This is a genomic window from Saccharothrix tamanrassetensis (assembly GCF_014203665.1).
Taxonomy (GTDB): domain Bacteria; phylum Actinomycetota; class Actinomycetes; order Mycobacteriales; family Pseudonocardiaceae; genus Actinosynnema; species Actinosynnema tamanrassetense.
On sequence record NZ_JACHJN010000011.1, the window covers coordinates 24458 to 42361 of the forward strand.

A 17904-nucleotide genomic window follows, 5' to 3' on the forward strand; every position below is an offset into this window, starting at 1 on the left:
AGAGCGAGGAGAACCTATGGCCACGGTGGAGCTGACCGCGGAGAACTTCGACGAGGTGGTCGGCGGCTCCGACATGGTCCTGGTCGACTTCTGGGCGGGCTGGTGCGGCCCGTGCCGCCAGTTCGCCCCGGTCTACGAGAAGTCCGCCGAGAAGCACGACGACATCGTGTTCGGCAAGGTCGACACCGAGGACCAGCAGCAACTCGCGGCCGCGTTCCAGGTGCGGTCGATCCCGACCCTGATGATCGTGCGCGACGGCGTGGTGCTGTACGCCCAGCCCGGCGCGCTGCCCGAAGCCGCCCTGGAGGACCTGATCGACCAGGCCCGCAAGGTGGACATGGACGAGGTGCGCAAGCAGGTGGCCGAGCAGCAGCAGGAGCAGCAGGCCTGATCACCGGCTGTGCGGAAGGGGCCGGGGTCGTGGCGACGCCACCCCTTCCGCGCGCCTGGCGTGGGACCTGCGGGTGTTACCGCTGTGCCCGTTCATGAGAACTCACTGCTTGCGCGGCTGGTTGAAGCGCAGCATGTTGCCGGAGGGATCGCGGAAGGCACAGTCGCGGACGCCGTACGGCTGGTCGATCGGCTCCTGGAGCACCTCGCCACCCGCGTCGCGGATGCGCTCGAAGGTGGCGTCGCAGTCGTCGGTCCTGAAGATGACACCGCGCAGCAGGCCCTTGGCCAGCAGCTCCGCCATGGTCTCCTGGTCGGCCGCCGAGGCGTTCGGGTGCGCGAGGGGTGGTTCCAGGACGATGTCCACATCGGGCTGCGACGGCGAGCCGACGGTCACCCAGCGCATCCCCTCGAACCCGACGTCGTTGCGCACCTCCATGCCGAGGACGTCGCGGTAGAAGGCGAGCGCCTTGTCGTGGTCGTCGACGGCGATGAAGCACTGCGAGAGCTTGATTTCCATGCGCCGAAATCTACGTGCGGGGTGCGGGTCTCGCTTCTCCGTTCCTGACCGGTCGCGTGTGGATCTTGGCGATGCAGGCCGGGATGGCGGCGCCCTCGTCGTGGGGGCGGGCCCGGTACGCGCTCGGGCTCTCGCCGACCAGTTCGGTGAACCGCGAGCTGAACGAGCCCAGCGAGGTGCAGCCGACCGCGAAGCAGACCTCCGTCACGGACAGGTCGCCCCGCCGCAGCAGCGCCTTGGCCCGCTCGATCCGGCGCGTCATCAGGTAGCTGTACGGCGTCTCGCCGAAGGCGGCGCGGAAGCTGCGGGAGAAGTGACCCGGCGACATGAGGGCAACCCGTGCCAGCGCCGAAACGTCGAGCGGGTTGGCGTAGTCGCGGTCCATGGTGTCGCGGGCCCGACGCAGCCTGACGAGGTCCTCCAACGTCACGCGACCACCATCCCACAGCGCCAGGCGCCCGAACCGGGACGCTCGATCACCGCAGCTTAGAACATTCGCCCTGCTCATGGAGTACCCGTCGACGCCGAACGGCCCAGCGGCCAACCTGTCGGTACCGAACGGTCGGAACAGGACGGGACAGCACCGGACAGGGCAGCACCGGCCAGATCGGGGCTCGACGGCTCAGGGGCTCGACGAATCAGGGCAGCTCCACGGGCAGGCCGAACGGCGGGAAGTGCTCCGGTCCCACGAACGACGTGACCCCGGCGATCAGCCCGTCCCGCAGCGTCAGCACGTTCACCGACCACGCGCGGTGCGTACCGGCCGCGTCGTCCCACAGGTAGCAGGCGACCGCGGGCTGCCCGTTCGCGCTCGTCGGCAGGTGTCGCCACGCCCCGCACGTGGACATGGGCACGTTCACCGCGAAGTCCATCACCGCCGCACGCCCCGCGTACCAGCTCGGCATCGGCGGCATCGACCAGGTCACATCCTCGGTGAGCAGCGCGACCATGGTGTCGGCGTCCCCGCGCTCCAGCGCGGTGGCGAACCCGGTGACGACCTGCCGCAGCCGCACGTCGTCGATCTTGCGCAACGTCTGCTGCTGGGTCGCCGCCGGCACCTTCTCCGCGACGATCCGCCGCGCCCGCGCCAGCGCCGAGTTCACCGACGTGGTGGACGTGCGCATGATCGCGGCGATCTCCGCGACCGTGAAGCCCAGCACCTCGAACAGCACCAACGCCGCCCGCTGGTTGCCCGGCAGGTGTTGCAGCGCGGCGACGAACGCGAGTTCCACCGCCTCGCGCTGCTCGTACCGCGCCCCCGGCCCGGCGGGCGCGTCGACCAGCCCCGCGTCCGGGTACGGCCCCAGCCAGGCCACGTCCTGCCGCGCACCGGCCACCGAGACCCGTTCGCTGGACGGCCCGAGGTCCACCGGCAGCGCCCGCCTGCCCCGGTGCGCCACCGCGTCCAGGCAGGTGCGCGTGGCCACCGTGTACAGCCACGACCGCAGCGAGCTGCGGCCCTCGAACCGCGCCAATCCCCGCCAGGCCCGCACCAGGGCGTCCTGCAACGCGTCGTCGGCGTCGTGCGTCGACCCCAGCATCCGGTAGCAGTGCGCATGCAACTCACGGCGCAGCGGTTCCACCAGACGGGTGAACGCAGCGTCGTCACCGGCGCGCGCCCGGTCCAGTTCGGGGTCCGCGCCGGCCGGCGTGGAAGAAACTTCGCTCACGAGCGACGATTCTGCCTCGCGGCGGGAGTCACCTACCTCCGAACGGGCGCAACCCACACTTGGAGGACCCGATGAGCACACAACCGACGAGCACCACGTCCACCGCCACGGTCGGCACCCTGCGGGTGGACGACGCGTCCCTGCACTACGAGGTGCGCGGCCACGGCCCCCTGGTGGTGCTGGCCGCCGCGCCGATGGATGCCCGGTCGTTCGAGCCGCTGGCCGACCTGCTCGCCACCGACCACACGGTGCTCACCACCGACCCGCGCGGCATCCACCGCAGCCCGGTGGACGACCTCGAACGCGACTCGACCCCCGAGCGGCGCGCCGACGACCTGTACCGGCTGATCACCCACCTGGACGCCGGCCCGGCCGCGGTGCTCGGCTCCAGCGGCGGCGCGGTCAGCGTGCTGGCCCTCGCCCAGGCACACCCCGAGGTGGCGCACACCGTCATCGCGCACGAGCCTCCGTTGAACGAGCTGCTGGACGACCGCGAGGAGCTGCGCGAGCGGACCGAGGAGATCATCACCACCTACCGGTCGGGCGACCCGGTCGGTGCGTTCCGCAAGTTCCTGGAGATGGCGAACATCCAGCTGCCCGAAGAGGTGTTGCAGCACATGGCCGGCGGGGAACGCGACCCCCAGTCCATCGCGGACGACGACTACCAGTACACGCGGATGCTGCGCGCGACCACGCGGTGGGTGCCCGACCTGGAGAAGCTGCGCTCGTCGGCGTCGCGGATCCTGGTCGGTATCGGCGAGGAGTCCACCGGGCAGCTCTGCGACCGCACCTCGCGGGCGCTCGCCGCCGGGCTCGGCACCGAACCGACGATGTTCCCCGGCGACCACGTCGGGTTCGCGCACGACCCCGAGGCGTTCGCGACCCGGCTGCGGATCGTGCTGAAGGGGTGACCCACCGGTCTCACGGGGCTCGACGCGCCGGATCACCGGAGAAAAGGCGGGCGGGGCGCCGATCTCCGGCGCCCCGGCCCCCGTGCGGACCTCTCGGCGGCAGGCGGGTCCACCCGTCCTCTGCTTCCGGCGTCACGACGCCACGGCGGGTGCCGTGCCGGTGAAACCCGGTGCGACCTGCTCTCACCTACGGGTTGGCCGTCGGTCCTCGGCCCCTGGGTTCCCCGAACGGCCGTGCGTACACACCGCACCCAGTGGGTAGTCCTGGGCCGATGAGAGGAGACGGCCCATGAACCCCACCGACCCGTCCACCGCGGAACTGGTCGGCCGACTGTCCGAACAGGTCAGCAGGCTCGCCCGGGAGGAGATCCGGCTCGCCGTCGCCGAGGTCAAGACCAAGGGCAGGCACGTCGGCGTGGGCGCCGGGCTGCTGGGCGGCGCGGGAGTGCTCGCGTGGTTCGGCGTCATGGCGCTGATCGCGGGCCTGATCCTGGTGCTGGCGCTGGTGATGCCCGCGTGGCTGGCGGCGTTCGTCGTCGCGGTCGCCGTGTTCGCGGTCGCGGGCGTGCTCGCGCTGTTCGGCCGCAAGCAGATCGACCAGGGCACGCCACCCATCCCCGAGCAGGCGGTGGACAGCGTGAAGCGGGACATCACCCAGGTCAAGGAGAGGGCGCACCGATGAGCAAGGACGTTCCGCAGGACCCGGCCGCTCTGCGCGCGGACATCGCGAAGACCCGCAACGAGCTTGGCGACACCGTGGAGGCGCTGGTGCACAAGGCAGACGTGCCCGCCCGCGTGAAGGAAACCGCGCACGAGGGCGTGGAGCAGGTGAAGGAACAAGCGGCGGCCGTCGCCGAACGGGTCAACACGGCCGCCCTGGTGGCCGCCGAGAAGGCCCAGGAGACCGCCGCCAAGGCGCAGCAGACCGCGGCGAAGGTCTCGTCGCAGGTGTCGGACAGGGCGTCGCACGCGGTGGACGCGCTGCCGCCGCCGGTCGCCGACCAGGTCCGCAGGCACCCGGCCGCGATCGCCGTCGGCGCGGCGGCCCTCGTCGTGCTGTTGTGGAAGCTGCTGCGGGGAGGCAGGTCGTGAACAAGGTCCTGTACCGGCCGCTCGGGATGCTGTTCGGCGTGCTCGGCGGTATCGCCGCGAGCCGGCTGTTCGCCCAGGTGTGGAAGATGATCAGCGGGGACCGGGTCGCCCCCACCGCCACCCAGCGGGACCGCGGCTGGGGTGAGGTGCTGCTCGCGGCCACCATCCAGGGCGCGATCTTCGGCCTGGTGAAGGCCGCGATCGACCGGGGTGGTGCCACCGGCTACGACAAGCTCACCGGCGAGTGGCCGGGCGACACCGAGGACGTCGACAAGTAGCGGCGTCCTTCCGAGGACGGCCCGTTCGCTCCCGACCGGCCCGCGTCGACCGCTGTGACGAGTCGGTCGACGCGGGCCGGTGTGCGTCGAGCCGGCGGTGCCTCAGAAGCGGGGTGCGCGCTTTTCGAGGAAGGCCTGTACGCCCTCGGCGTACTCGGGGCTGTGCACGGCCTCGTCGTACAGCGCCCGCACCACGGCGTCCTCCTCGTGCTGTCCGTCGGTGATCAGGTCGACGATGGTCTTCGCGCCGCGCACGCTCACCCGCGCCCGTGACGCGATCACCTCGGACAGCTCCTCCACCCGCGTGTCCAGGTCCTCGTGGACCTCGTTCACCAGACCGATCCGCAGAGCGGTCGCCGAGTCGATGAGTTCGCCGCTGAACAGGATCTGCTTGGCCCAGGCCGGGCCCACCGCGTCCACCAGCCGCTTGGTCGACGTCAGGTCGTAGACGATCCCGAGCTTCGCCGGTGTGATGCCGAACTTCGCGCCGGTGGAGGCGATCCGGAGGTCGCACGCCAAGGCGATCTCGCACCCTCCGCCGACGCAGAAGCCGTTCACCGCCGCGACGGTCGGCTTGCCCAGGGTCGCGATGGCGCGTCCCCCGTCGTGCACGGCCTCGCCGTACCTGGCCGCGCCGTCCGCCCCCTTGCGCAACGTCGAGAACTCGCTGATGTCGGCTCCCGCCGAGAAGTGCTCGCCACCGCGAACCACCAGCACCCGGACGTCCGGGTCGTCCCGGACGCGCGCCAGCAGGCCCGGCAGCGACGACCACATCCGGTAGCTCATCGCGTTGCGCTTGGCGGGCCGGTCGATCGTCAGCGTCGCGACCGGGCCGGCCGCGTCCAGTCTCAACGTCACCACCGCAGGTTAGAGCGGCTGTGGCGGCTCCGGGCAGTGAGCGGTCTCACGCCAGCCACCAGAACGTCAGGCCGCCGACCACGAGGCCCAGCGCCACACCGCCGACGACCTGGGCCACCGTGTGGTCTCCCAACGCGACCCGTGACCACCCGACCAGTGCGACGGCGGGCGAGAACACCAGGGTCCACAGCCCGAACGTCACCACCAGCACCGCCAACGCGCCCGCCGCCACGGCCGTGTGGACCGAGATCTTCCAGCCCCGGCCGCCACCCGGCACGGGCGCGGCGAACGTGATCGCGATGCTCACCACCAGGCTCAGGAACATCGACAACGACAGCGCCAGCATCCGGTGTGGCGCGTTGCCCAGCAGCAGCACCGCGATACCGGTGCCCAACGACGCGGCGCAGGTGAACAGCGGCACCAGCCGGCCTTCGCGGTTGGTCACGTGGTGGCCGTCCCACTGCCCGCGCCGCGCGCCGTGCACCACCACGGCCATCGGGATCACCGAGCCGGTCACGCCGACCACGAGGCCCCAGACCAGGGTTTGCAGCGGGTTCCCGGTGGCGTGCCAGGCCACCAGCATGGGCAGGCTCAGCACGAGCACCCACGGGGCGAGGATCTCCGTCACCATGCGGGCGAGCAGTGGCGGTGTGGACATGGCCATGGGCGGAGCCTAAGCCGCGGTGGTCGCGGGCGAAATGATGTTCGCCCGCGACCACCGGTTGGGGTGATCCACAGGCCGCCGCCGCCGGCCTACCGGTACGCGTTGCGGGTGTACGTCAGGCTGAACTCGCCCCGGTTCGCGAAGTACACCGACACCAGGTGGGCCGGGTCGGTGGCGGGCAGGCCGCGCGGCAGGTCGCTGCCGTCGTTGCCGTCGTCCCAGCCCCACGCGGTGTTCGCGGCGTTGTTCTTCCCGTTGTCACCCCGCAAAGTGCCCCAGCCCGCGAACGTCGTCGAGTCCGACCGCCGCGCCCACAGCCCGCCGGCCGCGAACGTGTCGACCAGCCGGTACCCCACCGAGCGGTCGTTGCCACCGGACGGCACCTCGCCGGTCCCGCTGGGCACGTAGACCACGCCGTCACCGCCGGGGAACTCCGCGCCGTTCCACGCGTAGATCCCGTGCCCCTTGGCTTCCTGCCGCGTGACCGGCCGCCCGCCCTGCACCGGCAACGTCCCGTCGAGGTTCTCCCGACCGCCGGTGAACGTGCTGCCGGCGGGCACGTAGGAGTAGAAGTCGCTGTGCGCCACGGTGACCACGGCTTCCAGCCTGCCGAACGCCGAACCGTCCCTGCGCACGGTCGCCAGCACGCCCTCCATGTCGTTCTCGTGCGTGAACTGCTCGAACGGGTCGGGGAAGTCCTCCCAGTCACGCGGGTGGTAGAAGCTGTAGGTGATGAACCAGTGGGTCGACGTCTCCACCACCGAGTAGTACGCCGCACCGGTCAGCCGGGACAGCGAGTCGTCCTGGCTCTCCCAGTTGTTCAGCGTGTTCCACTCGCCGTCGAAGTCCACAGTGGACAGGTAGTCGGCGTCGTAGTCCGAGGAGTCCGTGTCCTGGTAGTGGATCGGTGCCCAATGGAACGCCAGCTCGGCGTCCGTGGCCGCTTTCGCGGGAGTGGCGACCAGTACCGTGAGAGCGACCGCGGCGATTAGGGACGCGGCGGCTTTGCGTGCGGGGAACACCATGCTCCACCTTCCGTCAGGGATGTGGCCCGTCGGCAGAGCCAACGGGCCTCGCGAAACCCTGCGGTGAAGAGGCGGCCAACACAAGGCGTTGTTCAGGTGATCATTCCTCCGGGACATCGCCCATTTGGCCGCATGTATCCACTTAGGACAGACCGATGCTCGGCAGCAGTCGCTCGAGATGCGGACACGTACTGCCGGAGCCTGAAGCCAGGCGGCAAGGGTGATCAGGCGTCCGGGAACATCCGCGCCATGCCGGGCGGCGGCGTGAACGGGGCCCAGTGGCCTTCGCGTTGCGCCAACCTGTCGGCGACGACCCACCAGACGGTCGGGTTGTAGCCGTAGCCCAGGTGGCTGGACGCGACGGCGACGTTCTCACGGCGCGCGGCGGGCTCCTCGACGCACGTCCGCCACGACACGATCCCGTCGGACTTCGAGTACACCGACGTCGCGGGGACCGGGATCGGCGGCCGGGTGTGCTCGGGCGGCGGCATGTCCAGGCCCGCCACGTAGAACCGGGCCAGCAGCCGGTAGACCGGGTTGATCCTGGTCTGCCGCGGGTCGGTCATCGCGTACGGGCTGCCGAGGGTGATGACCTGCCGCACCGAGCCGGGGTGCTCGCGGGCCAGTTCACGGGCGAAGATGCCGCCCAGGCTCCAGCCGACGAGGCTCACCGGCGCTTCCTCGCCGAGTTCGCGCAGCAACGCGCGCATACCGTTCACCGCATCCACGGACGGCCCGATGTTGCGTCCCAGCCCCCACCCGCGCACGTCGTAGCCGAGGCCGGCCAGGAACTTCCGCAGCATCCCCGTCGACCCGTCCGCGGCCCCGAGACCGGGCAGGACGAGCACGGTGTGCCCGTCGCCGCTGGGCGCGGCACGCAGCAGGGACCGGGTGGCGGCGAACTGCCCGATGTCCACCACCGCGCGGGTCGGCTCGGTCAGGTACCACAGCAGGCCGGGTGCCGAACGCGGCACGGCGTGCGGCTCAGGACGCTCCGACGGTGGGATGTCCGGTAGTGCCGTCATGGCCCCTCCCCCGGCTGGTCCGTGAGCGCCCCCGCGTAACCATGATGTTTCCAAAGAACCGGATGCACCAGTCCCGGATACATCTCGACGACCACGAACCCGAGTGGTGCCCCTGTTCCTCGGGCGACCGCGAAGCCGGCCTCGCGCCCGCCGGGCTCATCGGCGCACGAATGCCAGGACGTGCTCGGTGGCGTCCAGCCGGTGACCGCTCTCCGGCCACAGCTCCACCTCGGCGTGCGGCACCAGTTCCCGCATCCGGTCGGCCGCCTTCACGCCGTCGTGCACGACGTTGCGTCCGCCGAACAGCGCCAACGTCGGCACCCGGACCTCGCGCAACGCCTCGCCGAACGGCAGTTGCGGTGGCAGGTGGGCGCGGTACTCGCGGATGCCGGCCAGCACCAGCCGCACGTCGGGTCGTTCCGGATCCAGCCCGCCCGCCCATCTCAGGAACCACCGCCAGGCCCGGTCACGCCTGATCAGCGACGCCAGAGCGGCCCGCCACACCACGCCGAAGCCGAACCCGACCGTCACCCCGGTGGGGTCGATGAGGCTGATCGAGGCGATCCGCTCCGGTGCGTGGACCGCCGCCGCGCACACGTGCCACCCGCCCGAGGACGCGCCGACCAGGTGGGCGAGGTCCAGCCCGAGGCCGGCGAGCACCTCGTCCAGCCATCGGCCCCGGTCGACAGCGTTCCGGATGGGCGCGGTCTGCACGCTGTGGCCGGGTTCGCCCAAGGTGTCCACCGCGTACACGGCGTTGTCGCGGGCGTAGCGGCCCAGTTCGGCGCCCCAGCCGGCGGAGGTCGCGGACAGTCCGGGCAGCAGCACCAGCGGCACGCCGTGACCGAACCGGTAGACCCTGGTGGTGCCGAAGGACGTCGGCACGTCCGACACCTCGTCCGGAGCCGGGCACAGGGCCATGGCCAGGCGGTAGGCGGCGAAGTACCGTTCCCGGGCTTCCGGGCTCGCGAAGGTTCCCGTCTTCATGCCCGGCGAACGTACGGATCCACCGCTTTCCGGTATTGGACGGAAGTAAGCCGGCGGACGTGGCCGACTGGTCGATCGTCCTACCTCGGCGGGAAGTCGAACGCGCCGGTCCGTTGATCTTCGGCAGCCCGAAGGCTCCCGGCGTGCTGTCGTACAGCGTCCACGACATGTCCACCGGGCTGGAGCACTGGACCGTCGCCCCGCTGGCCGCCGTCATGCTGACCATCGACCTCGAAGCCCCCGACCGGTGCAGCCTGCCGTGGTCCCCCGTGAACGGCCTTCGCGACCGCCCGTTGACCATCGAACAGTCGGGTCGCTCGGTCGGCGTGACGGTCGGGCTGTCACCGCACGCCGCACACGCCCTCTTCGGCCCGATGAGAGAGCTGGCCAACACCACCGTCGGGCTGACCGACCTCCTGGGCCACGACGCACAGCTGCTGGCCGAGCAGCTGGCCGGCCTCCCCACCTGGCCCGCCCGCTTCGGCCTGCTGGACGGCTACCTGACCCGGCGCTGCCTCGCCGGACCGCAGCCGGCCGATCCGGTGCGGGCCGCGTGGCACCTCCTGGCCCGGACCGGCGGCCGGGTGCGGATAGCCGATCTCGCCGACCGGATCGGGTGGATCCGACAGCACCTCGTCACCAGGTTCCGCGACCAGTTCGGCCTCGGCCCGAAGTCCGCGGCACGGGTGCTGCGCCTGCACCGGGCGGTGTCCCTGATGCCGGGCTCACCGCCGGCGACGATCGCGGCCGAGTGCGGCTACGCCGACCAGTCCCACCTCAACCGCGACTTCCGCGCCCTCACCGGCACCACGCCGACCGGCTACACCCGTTGAGCCAACCCCTTCGAGCAGGCCCCTTCGAGTCAGCCCCTTGAGGCCGGACCTCCGAGTCGGACCCGGCTGACCCGGAGCCGCTGAGCAGGCCTGTCGAGCGGCGACACCGAGTCGGTCGCGACCACCTCCGACCCACCGCCCACCGCGGCCGGAACGGCGGTGCCGTCCCGGCTTGAGCGGTCCCGGATGCCGGAGGCGATCACCTCGGCGGTCCGGCGGCGATGCGGTCGCGGACCGCGTCCGGCGTGGTCTCCCAGTCCGACTCGATCCACCAGGTCGCCCCGGCCGCCGCCCACTCCCCCACGTCGACCGGGCCCACGCCCTCGGCGATCACGTCGTAGCCCTCCCAGGGCAGGCCTTCGGCCTCGCGCAGCCGGCGCACCTCCGCCACGACCTCCGCCAGCTCGGCCGGGCTCGCCGGGCCGCGCGCCTCGCCGTCGCCGACGATGTTCGGCAGCAGCCCGTCCCACCGCGCCGCCCGCCGCAGCGACACCTCGCGGGGGTACGCGCCCACCACCCACACCGGCACCCTCGGCTGCTGCACGGTGGGCGGTGGCGGGTAGAAGTCGGTCGCCCGGACCTGGTAGCGCCTGCCCTCGAAGGAGAACGGCTGACCGCGCATCAACCCGTCGTAGACCGCCAGGCCTTCGTCCAGCAACAGGGCGCGTTCCGCCCGGCCCTGGTCCGGCTCGAACGCGGTCCACCCGGGGTGCAGCGCGCCGAGCCCCACGCCCAACCGCACCCGGCCGCCGGACAACCGGTCCAGGGTGCCCACCTTGGACGCGACGTCCCACGGCTTGAACCGGGGCAGCGGCGTCAACATCGTCCCCACGAGCAACGACGAGGTGCGCATCGCGGCGGCGGTGAGCGCCACCCACGCGTCCACACCCCACACCGACTCGGCCAGGAACACCCCGTCCCACCCGCTCGACTCGGCCAGTTCCGCGCAGGACGCCACATCCGGGGCGTCGAAGAAGGGCAACACGATTCCGCAACGCATACCTTCGACCTTCCCACATCCTGAGCCCCCTTGGCCGGAGTTCCGCCCGGGTGCCAGCATCGGCTCATGTCCCAGGCCTCCGTGCTGTGCACGCGCCGTCACGTCGACTTCCGTCGGCAGGCGAGCGCGATGTGTGCCGCGCCCGCCTGATCGGTCCACAGTGGACACGGCAACCCCTACCGGGGAGGGACAGGTATGCAACCACGCCGCAGAACGACGACCGCCGCGACCATCCTGCGGTCCGTGCTGGACAACGGCCCGGTGGCGCGCAGCACCATCGCGCGGCTGACCGGGCTGTCCGCCGCCGCGGTCACCAAGCAGTACGCCGAACTCGCCGACCTCGGGCTGCTGCGCGAGGTGGAGGAGGCACGGGTGCCGAGGGTGACGGTGGGGCGCCCGCACGTGCCGGTGGACATCGACGTGGAGCGGTACGCGGTGTGCGGTGTGCACATCGCGCTGACGCACACCACCCTCTCCGTGGTCGACCTGCGCGGACGGGTGCTGCACCAGGACCGCGAGCCGCATCCCGGACGAAGCCCCGAAGCGGTGTTCCAAGGGATTTTGTGCTTGTTGCCCGACTTCCTCCGCGACCACCTCGGCGACCGCTCGCCGCTGGGCATCGGCCTGGCCACCGGCGGCTGGGTGGACCCGGAGCGCGGCGTGATCGTCCGGCACAGCCAGTTGGGCTGGCGGGACGTCCAGGCGCGCGAGGCGCTGCGGCAGTTCGGCCTGCCGGTGCACGTGGAGAGCCACAGCCGCGCGCTGGCCCGGGCCGAGCAACTGTTCGGCGACCAGCGCAGCCGCAACAGCATGGTGCACCTGTTCGTGGGCAACGTGGTCGACGCCGCGATCGCCACCGCCGGCACCGTGCACCACGGCCCGCGTTCGGCGTCCGGCGATGTCGCGCACCTGCGCCTGGAGGGCAGTTCGGTCGAGTGCCCGTGCGGACGTCGGGGCTGCTTCCAGGCCACGGTGTCCGACCGGGCCGTCGCCGAACGGGCGGCGCGCGAAGGCGTCATCGCCGAGCCGTCCCTGCCGTTGCTGCTGGACCGGGCACGGGCGGGCGACGGCCGGGCCAAGGGCCTGCTGCGGGAACGCGCCCGGCACGTCGGCCGGGCGGTCGGACTGCTGCTCGACGTGATCAACCCCGACGTGCTGGTGCTCACCGAGGCGGGTGTGGTGCACCTGCCGGAGTGCCTGGACGTGGTGCGCGCACAGGTCGGCGACCGCGCCGGCTCGGTGGTGCCGACCAGCTTCGGGCGGGATGTGCTCAGTGTCGCGGCGGGTTCCGTGGTGCTCGACGCCATTTACGGCAGCCCACTCGACCGGTGCGCCTGAGTTAATTTACCGAATCGCAAAATTGACTCCCGCGCAGTGCCGGGCGAGACTATTCGTGTAAGCATTGCACACACCGCTGACCTGCGAAGGTCTATTTTCGCACGGCTTGGAGGGATTCCAGTGACGAGCACGCTCAACAAAGTTTCGGTGCGCCCTGTGACCGGGCACATCGGGGCGGATGTATCGGGTGTCGACATTTCTCGACCATTGGACGCGGAAAGCGTCGGATTGATCAGGGAAGCGCTCTTCGAGTACAAGGTGGTGTTCTTCCGGGACCAGCGGCTGGACCACGCGAGCCAGATCGCGTTCGGCCGGCAGTTCGGCGAGCTGACCTACGCGCACCCGCACGACGACACGCCTCCCGGCGGCTTCCCGGAGATTTTCACCATCGACCCGCGGCGCTACGAGGAGCGCTACGGTCCCGGGTTCGAGCAGCAGGTGCGCCGCCGCCAGTACAGCTACTTCTCCGGCTGGCACACCGACGTGACCGCCGCGGTGAACCCGCCGGCCGGCTCGATCCTGCGCGCGGAGGTCGTGCCCGAGCGCGGCGGCGACACGACGTGGACCAACCTCGTCGCCCGCCTACCAGGGCCTGTCCGCGCCGCTGAAGTCCTTCGTGGACGGTCTGCGGGCGGAGCACCGCTACGGCGGCGCGGACAAGCCCACCGGCGACGACGCCTACGCCAAGCGGGTCAACGACAACCTGCTGGTCGCCGTGCACCCGGTGGTCCGCGTGCACCGGTGACCGGCGAACGGGCGCTGTTCGTGAACCCCGGCTTCACCAGCCACGTCGTGGACGTGTCGCCGCGGGAGTCCAAAGCGGTGCTGGACCTGCTCTACGCCGAGATCACCCGCCCCGAGTACACCGTGCGGTTCCGCTGGGAGCCGGGCAGCGTGGCGTTCTGGGACAACCGCGCCACCGCCCACCTCGCCCCGCGCGACCTGGCACACCTGGACGTGGAGCGCCGCCTGCACCGCGTGACGTTGATCGGTGACGTGCCGGTGGGTCCGGACGGCCGCCACTCGGAACTGGTCGCGGGCAAGCCCTTCACCTCCGAGCACACGGTCAAGGTCGACTGAGGGCCACTTCGTCGCCGTGAGCAGCCACCGGATCGCGTGGCCGGCAGCCGACGACACGACCGAACGCGTGCCCGGATCCCGGACCGACCACCTGCCGACCCGGCCTGATCCCGGCGGGAAGGCGCCACCACGGCGCCGGCCCACTCACCACGGCCTCGGCTACCCACCACGGTCGGCGCTCGTCGGCCACGGCGGCCGTGTCCGCTTGCCACCACAGCCGACGCCACGGCCGCTACCCACTCGATTGAGGAATCCGCGAATGACACTGCCATCCACGCCGGCCCTCGGCCGGCGCTCGTTCCTGGCCGGACTGGCGGGCGTGGGGACGCTCGGCCTCGTCGGGTGCGCCGCGGCCGGCGGCGTGAGCGGTCCGGCCCCGGCCGGGCCGCTGCCCACCGCCGTGCCGCCCGGCACGAAGCTCACCGTCTCCGTCCGCACCACGCTGAAGCAACTGGAGGCGTCCGGGGAACTGGCCGGCCTGCCGTTCGAGGTGCCCGACTGGCCGAACGTGACCGCCGGGCCGGACGTCATCCAGGCGTTCCGCGCCGGGTCGGTGGACCTCGCGACCAACGCGGGCATCCCGCCCATCCAGGCCGCCGCGATCGGCTTCGACGCCAAGATCGTCGCGGTGGCCCACCGGGAGACGCCCACCTACAGGTTCGCGACCGCGCCGGGCGCGGACATCAGGTCGTTGCAGGACCTGAAGGGCCGCAGGATCGCGTTCTCGCAGGGGCAGGCGCAGGGCGTGCTCGTGCTGCGCACCATCAAGGAACTGGGGCTGCGCAACGAGGACGTGCAGCTCGTCGCGCTGAACAGCCCGCAGTTCCTCACCGCGTTGCAGTCCAGGCAGGTGGACGTGGCGGTGCTCGCCGAGCCCAGCACCACGAAGTACCTGAGCCAGTACGGCAAGGACGGTGCGCGCACCATCGACATGAACGCCGTGGACCTGCTCACCATCCTGTGGGCGCCGACCTCCGTGCTCCGCGACGAGGCCAAGACCGCCGCGATCCGGGCGTTCATCCCGTTCTGGGCGCGGGGCCAGGTGTGGGCCTGGGAGCACCCCGGGCCTTGGATCGAGCACTACTACGTGAAGGACCAGAACGTCGGCACCGCCGACGGTGAGCGGATCGTCGAGTCCCTCCCCCGGCCCTACTTCCCGGCCGGCTGGGACCGGGCGATCGCCTGGGAGCAGGAGACGGCCGATCTGCTCGCCCAGGGCGGGTTCACCCCGCCGGTCGAGGCCGCCGACCTGTTCGACCGGCGGTTCGAAGGCATCGCCGCGGAATCCGTCCCCGCCACGTACCGGAGCAAGCCATGACGCACACGCTGGCACCGCCCGCCCGCAGCACCCTCGGAACACCGGTCGTGGCCACGACCGCGGCCCGCAAGCGCAGGCTCGGGCCGGGCAGACCCATCCCGTACGGCCGTGCCCTCGGGCCGCTGCTGGTGATCGCGGTCTGGAGCACCGCGTCCGCCACCGGCTGGCTCGACCCGCGGATCCTGTCCGCGCCGTGGACGGTGGTCGCGACCGGCGTCGAGTTGGTGGACAACGGGAAGCTGCCCGACAGCGTGCTGACCTCGTTGCGGCGCGCGGGACTGGGCTTCCTGTTCGGCGGTGTGATCGGCACGGCGCTCGCCATCGCGGCCGGGCTGAGCCGGGTCGGCGAGTCGCTGATCGACGGCACGGTGCAGGTCAAGCGGGCGATCCCGTCGCTGGGCCTGATCCCGCTGCTGATCCTGTGGCTGGGCATCGGCGAGGGCTTCAAGGTGGTGGTGATCGCGATCGGCGTGGCCGTGACGATCTACATCCAGACCCACGCCTCGCTGACCGGCATCGACAACCGGTACGTGGAACTCGCGGAGGTGGTCGGGCTCAACCGGTGGCAGTTCGTGCGCAAGGTGGTGTTCCCCGGTGCGCTGCCCGGCTTCTTCGTGGGCCTGCGGCTGGGCGTGACCGGCTCGTGGCTGTTCCTGATCGTGCTGGAGCAGATCAACGCCACCAGCGGCATCGGCTACCTGATGTTCCAGGCGCAGAACTACGGCCAGAGCGACGTGATCGTGGTCGGGCTGGTGGTGTACGGGCTGTTCGGGTTCGTGTCCGACGCACTGCTGCGGCTCGCCGAGCGGAGGGTGCTGGCATGGCGTCGCACGATGGGCGGGTGACCGCGGTCCGCGTCCGGGACCTGGTGCGGCGCTTCGGGGAGCGGACCGTGCTCGACGGGCTGGACCTGGACATCGCGCCCGGCGAGTTCGTGGCCCTGTTGGGGCGCAGCGGTTCCGGCAAGTCGACCCTGCTGCGGGCCATCGCGGGTCTGGACTACGACGTGACCGGCAGCGGTGATCTCCGGGTGCCGCGGGAGATCTCGGTGGCGTTCCAGGACTCGCGGCTGCTGCCGTGGCTGCGCGTGCTGGACAACGTGGTCCTCGGGATTCCCGGTGACGCGAGGGAGCGCGGCCGGCGCGCGTTGGCCGAAGTCGGGCTGGCGGGCCGGGAACGGGCGTGGCCCAACCAGCTCTCCGGTGGCGAGCAGCAACGCGTCGCGCTGGCCCGCTGCCTGGTCCGCGAACCCGCCGTGCTGCTGGCGGACGAGCCGTTCGGCTCGCTGGACGCGTTGACCCGCATCAAGATGCACGACCTGCTGCGCGAACTGTGCGCGCGGCACCGCCCCGCGGTCCTGCTCGTCACGCACGACGTGGACGAGGCCGTGGAGCTCGCCGACCGGATCGTGCTGCTGGAGGAGGGCCGGATCGGGCTGGACGTCCCGATCGACCTGCCCGCACCCCGCTCGCACCGCGACCCGCTGTTCCAGTCCCACCGCGACCGGCTGCTGCTCGCGTTGGGGATCACCGAAGGGGCGACACCGTGACCCAGCTGCACCTCAACCTGTTCCTGCACGACACCGGGCACCACGAGGCGTCGTGGCGGCTGCCGGAGAGCGACCCGCACGCCCACCTCGGCATCGAGTACCACGAGCGGCTGGCGCGCATCGCGGAGGCGGCGAAGTTCGATTCGGTGTTCCTCGCCGACTCGCCCGTGCTGTGGGGCCAGGTCGGCCGCCGTCCGTCGGGCAAGTTGGAACCGACCCTGCTGCTCGCCGCACTGGCCCGGGCCACCTCCCGGATCGGTTTGATCGCGACGGCTTCCACCACCTACAACGACCCGTTCAACCTGTCCCGCCGGTTCTCCTCGCTGGACCACATCAGCGGCGGCCGGGCCGGGTGGAACGTCGTGACCACGGCGGGCGACGACGCGGCGCGCAACTTCGGCCTGGACGGGCAGCCCGCGCACTTCGACCGGTACGAGCGGGCCGACGAGTTCCTGCACGTGGCGAAGAAGCTGTGGGACTCGTGGGACGACGACGCGATCGTGGCCGACAAGGAGCGCGGCGTGCACGCCGAGGCCGATCGCGTGCACACGGTCGACCACGAGGGCAGGTACTTCCGGGTGCGGGGTCCGCTGAACGTCCCGCGCTCGCCGCAGGGCCACCCGGTGCTGGTGCAGGCCGGTTCGTCCGAGGACGGCAAGGGCTTCGCCGCCCGACATGCCGAGGCGGTGTTCACCGCGCAGCAGACCTTGGCCGAGGCCAAGGCCTTCTACGCGGACATCAAGGACCGCGCCCGGACCGCGGGCCGCGACCCCGACCACGTCAAGGTCCTACCCGGCCTGGTGCCGGTGATCGGCGCCACGGAGGCGGAAGCGCTCGCCGCCGACGCCGAGCTGGACCGGCTGATCGTCGCCGAGTACGCGCGCGGCCAGTTGGCGAAGCTGCTGCGGGTCGACCCGGAGTCGCTGGAGCTGGACCGGCCGTTGCCCGCCGACCTGCCGTCGGAGGACGAGATCGAGGGCGCGAAGTCCCGTTACACCCTGGTCGTGGAGCTGGCACGGCGGGAGGAGCTGACCGTGCGGGAGCTGATCGGGCGGCTCGGCGGCGGGCGCGGGCACAAGACGTTCGCGGGCACGCCGGAGCAGGTGGCCGACACCATCGAGCACTGGTTCCGGGAGGGCGCGGCGGACGGTTTCAACATCATGCCCGCCGTGCTGCCGTCCGGGCTGGAGCTGTTCGCCACCGAGGTCGTCCCGATCCTGCGGCAACGGGGCCTGTTCCGCACCGAGTACACCGGCACCACGCTGAGGGACCACTACGGCCTGCCGCGCCCGGCGAACCCGTTCAGCCGCTCGCTCGCGGTGGTGTGAGAGGGATTTCCGCAAGCCGGGCGCTGCCGACCGGTGCC

Annotated in this window: 21 protein-coding genes; 12 read left to right on the plus strand and 9 right to left on the minus strand. The window is 71.5% G+C overall.

The features are described from left to right. Positions 1-16: 16 nt before the first annotated feature. Positions 17-391, plus strand: coding sequence for a thioredoxin (gene trxA / locus FHS29_RS29440; RefSeq protein WP_184696215.1), 375 nt, complete (start codon positions 17-19; stop codon positions 389-391). A 102-nt stretch (positions 392-493) separates the two neighbouring features. Here trxA and FHS29_RS29445 read toward each other — a convergent pair whose 3' ends face one another. The 3 genes from FHS29_RS29445 to FHS29_RS29455 all read right to left on the minus strand — a co-directional run bounded on the left by FHS29_RS29445 (position 494) and on the right by FHS29_RS29455 (position 2580). After that, positions 494-910, minus strand: coding sequence for a VOC family protein (locus tag FHS29_RS29445; RefSeq protein WP_184696217.1), 417 nt, complete (start codon positions 908-910; stop codon positions 494-496). A 10-nt stretch (positions 911-920) separates the two neighbouring features. Continuing rightward, positions 921-1340 (minus strand): helix-turn-helix transcriptional regulator, encoded by a 420-nt coding sequence (locus FHS29_RS29450; RefSeq protein ID WP_184696219.1) that lies wholly within the window; start codon positions 1338-1340, stop codon positions 921-923. A 208-nt stretch (positions 1341-1548) separates the two neighbouring features. Beyond that, positions 1549-2580 carry a sigma-70 family RNA polymerase sigma factor gene (locus tag FHS29_RS29455; RefSeq protein ID WP_184696221.1) on the minus strand — a complete coding sequence of 344 codons (1032 nt, stop codon included), beginning with the start codon at positions 2578-2580 and terminating at the stop codon, positions 1549-1551. Positions 2581-2651: 71 nt separating this feature from the next. Here FHS29_RS29455 and FHS29_RS29460 point away from each other — a divergent pair, with 71 nt between their 5' ends. The 4 genes from FHS29_RS29460 (at position 2652) to FHS29_RS29475 (ending at position 4861) form a co-directional block, all read left to right on the plus strand. Then, positions 2652-3491: an alpha/beta fold hydrolase gene (locus FHS29_RS29460; protein ID WP_184696223.1), complete on the plus strand. Its 840-nt coding sequence runs from the start codon at positions 2652-2654 to the stop codon at positions 3489-3491. Positions 3492-3780: 289 nt separating this feature from the next. Continuing rightward, positions 3781-4173 carry a phage holin family protein gene (locus FHS29_RS29465; protein ID WP_184696225.1) on the plus strand — a complete coding sequence of 131 codons (393 nt, stop codon included), beginning with the start codon at positions 3781-3783 and terminating at the stop codon, positions 4171-4173. Then, positions 4170-4583, plus strand: coding sequence for a DUF3618 domain-containing protein (locus FHS29_RS29470; RefSeq protein ID WP_184696227.1), 414 nt, complete (start codon positions 4170-4172; stop codon positions 4581-4583). Before FHS29_RS29465 ends, FHS29_RS29470 begins: the two co-directional genes overlap by 4 nt. Beyond that, positions 4580-4861, plus strand: a complete 282-nt coding sequence (locus FHS29_RS29475) for a DUF4235 domain-containing protein (protein WP_312865154.1) — start codon at positions 4580-4582, stop codon at positions 4859-4861. The genes FHS29_RS29470 and FHS29_RS29475 overlap by 4 nt, the downstream gene beginning before the upstream one ends. Before the next feature lie 102 nt (positions 4862-4963). Here FHS29_RS29475 and FHS29_RS29480 read toward each other — a convergent pair whose 3' ends face one another. The 5 genes from FHS29_RS29480 to FHS29_RS29500 form a co-directional block, all read right to left on the minus strand. Continuing rightward, on the minus strand, positions 4964-5719 hold the full coding sequence (locus tag FHS29_RS29480) for an enoyl-CoA hydratase/isomerase family protein (protein WP_184696229.1): 756 nt from the start codon (positions 5717-5719) through the stop codon (positions 4964-4966). A gap of 46 nt (positions 5720-5765) precedes the next feature. Continuing rightward, complete coding sequence (locus tag FHS29_RS29485; protein WP_184696231.1) at positions 5766-6383, minus strand: phosphatase PAP2 family protein; 618 nt, start codon at positions 6381-6383, stop codon at positions 5766-5768. A gap of 89 nt (positions 6384-6472) precedes the next feature. Further along, a complete protein-coding gene (locus FHS29_RS29490) occupies positions 6473-7408 on the minus strand; it encodes a hypothetical protein (RefSeq protein ID WP_184696233.1) in 936 nt (311 codons plus the stop codon). A gap of 224 nt (positions 7409-7632) precedes the next feature. Beyond that, on the minus strand, positions 7633-8433 hold the full coding sequence (locus tag FHS29_RS29495; protein ID WP_184696235.1) for an esterase/lipase family protein: 801 nt from the start codon (positions 8431-8433) through the stop codon (positions 7633-7635). Between the two features lie 156 nt (positions 8434-8589). Continuing rightward, positions 8590-9420, minus strand: a complete 831-nt coding sequence (locus FHS29_RS29500) for an alpha/beta fold hydrolase (RefSeq protein WP_184696237.1) — start codon at positions 9418-9420, stop codon at positions 8590-8592. A 59-nt stretch (positions 9421-9479) separates the two neighbouring features. On the opposite strand from FHS29_RS29500, the gene FHS29_RS29505 reads away from it, so the two are divergent. After that, positions 9480-10253 carry a helix-turn-helix transcriptional regulator gene (locus FHS29_RS29505; protein ID WP_184696239.1) on the plus strand — a complete coding sequence of 258 codons (774 nt, stop codon included), beginning with the start codon at positions 9480-9482 and terminating at the stop codon, positions 10251-10253. A gap of 199 nt (positions 10254-10452) precedes the next feature. Here FHS29_RS29505 and FHS29_RS29510 read toward each other — a convergent pair whose 3' ends face one another. Continuing rightward, the gene (locus tag FHS29_RS29510; protein ID WP_184696241.1) at positions 10453-11253 is read right to left on the minus strand and encodes an LLM class flavin-dependent oxidoreductase; all 801 of its coding nucleotides are present in this window, start codon (positions 11251-11253) and stop codon (positions 10453-10455) included. Between the two features lie 195 nt (positions 11254-11448). On the opposite strand from FHS29_RS29510, the gene FHS29_RS29515 reads away from it, so the two are divergent. From FHS29_RS29515 to FHS29_RS29540, 6 genes are all read left to right on the plus strand, one after another. Continuing rightward, positions 11449-12591, plus strand: coding sequence for an ROK family transcriptional regulator (locus tag FHS29_RS29515; RefSeq protein WP_184696243.1), 1143 nt, complete (start codon positions 11449-11451; stop codon positions 12589-12591). Between the two features lie 156 nt (positions 12592-12747). Further along, positions 12748-13671 (plus strand): TauD/TfdA dioxygenase family protein, encoded by a 924-nt coding sequence (locus tag FHS29_RS29520; protein ID WP_184696245.1) that lies wholly within the window; start codon positions 12748-12750, stop codon positions 13669-13671. Between the two features lie 259 nt (positions 13672-13930). After that, positions 13931-14989: an ABC transporter substrate-binding protein gene (locus tag FHS29_RS29525; protein ID WP_184696247.1), complete on the plus strand. Its 1059-nt coding sequence runs from the start codon at positions 13931-13933 to the stop codon at positions 14987-14989. Continuing rightward, a complete protein-coding gene (locus tag FHS29_RS29530) occupies positions 14986-15834 on the plus strand; it encodes an ABC transporter permease (protein WP_184696249.1) in 849 nt (282 codons plus the stop codon). The genes FHS29_RS29525 and FHS29_RS29530 overlap by 4 nt, the downstream gene beginning before the upstream one ends. Then, positions 15810-16538, plus strand: coding sequence for an ABC transporter ATP-binding protein (locus FHS29_RS29535; protein WP_184696250.1), 729 nt, complete (start codon positions 15810-15812; stop codon positions 16536-16538). Before FHS29_RS29530 ends, FHS29_RS29535 begins: the two co-directional genes overlap by 25 nt. Then, the gene (locus tag FHS29_RS29540; protein WP_184696252.1) at positions 16535-17866 is read left to right on the plus strand and encodes an LLM class flavin-dependent oxidoreductase; all 1332 of its coding nucleotides are present in this window, start codon (positions 16535-16537) and stop codon (positions 17864-17866) included. Before FHS29_RS29535 ends, FHS29_RS29540 begins: the two co-directional genes overlap by 4 nt. The last annotated feature ends 38 nt before the right edge of the window (positions 17867-17904 follow it).

What these genes read in the sequence shown, in the direction of transcription:
- trxA (WP_184696215.1), top strand. Translation starts at nt 17, where the DNA reads ATGGCCACGGTGGAGCTGACCGCGGAGAACTTCGACGAGGTGGTCGGC.
- FHS29_RS29445 (WP_184696217.1), bottom strand. Translation starts at nt 910, where the DNA reads ATGGAAATCAAGCTCTCGCAGTGCTTCATCGCCGTCGACGACCACGAC.
- FHS29_RS29460 (WP_184696223.1), top strand. Translation starts at nt 2,652, where the DNA reads ATGAGCACACAACCGACGAGCACCACGTCCACCGCCACGGTCGGCACC.
- FHS29_RS29465 (WP_184696225.1), top strand. Translation starts at nt 3,781, where the DNA reads ATGAACCCCACCGACCCGTCCACCGCGGAACTGGTCGGCCGACTGTCC.
- FHS29_RS29470 (WP_184696227.1), top strand. Translation starts at nt 4,170, where the DNA reads ATGAGCAAGGACGTTCCGCAGGACCCGGCCGCTCTGCGCGCGGACATC.
- FHS29_RS29485 (WP_184696231.1), bottom strand. Translation starts at nt 6,383, where the DNA reads ATGGCCATGTCCACACCGCCACTGCTCGCCCGCATGGTGACGGAGATC.
- FHS29_RS29490 (WP_184696233.1), bottom strand. Translation starts at nt 7,408, where the DNA reads ATGGTGTTCCCCGCACGCAAAGCCGCCGCGTCCCTAATCGCCGCGGTC.
- FHS29_RS29495 (WP_184696235.1), bottom strand. Translation starts at nt 8,433, where the DNA reads ATGACGGCACTACCGGACATCCCACCGTCGGAGCGTCCTGAGCCGCAC.
- FHS29_RS29500 (WP_184696237.1), bottom strand. Translation starts at nt 9,420, where the DNA reads ATGAAGACGGGAACCTTCGCGAGCCCGGAAGCCCGGGAACGGTACTTC.
- FHS29_RS29510 (WP_184696241.1), bottom strand. Translation starts at nt 11,253, where the DNA reads ATGCGTTGCGGAATCGTGTTGCCCTTCTTCGACGCCCCGGATGTGGCG.
- FHS29_RS29515 (WP_184696243.1), top strand. Translation starts at nt 11,449, where the DNA reads ATGCAACCACGCCGCAGAACGACGACCGCCGCGACCATCCTGCGGTCC.
- FHS29_RS29525 (WP_184696247.1), top strand. Translation starts at nt 13,931, where the DNA reads ATGACACTGCCATCCACGCCGGCCCTCGGCCGGCGCTCGTTCCTGGCC.
- FHS29_RS29530 (WP_184696249.1), top strand. Translation starts at nt 14,986, where the DNA reads ATGACGCACACGCTGGCACCGCCCGCCCGCAGCACCCTCGGAACACCG.
- FHS29_RS29535 (WP_184696250.1), top strand. Translation starts at nt 15,810, where the DNA reads ATGGCGTCGCACGATGGGCGGGTGACCGCGGTCCGCGTCCGGGACCTG.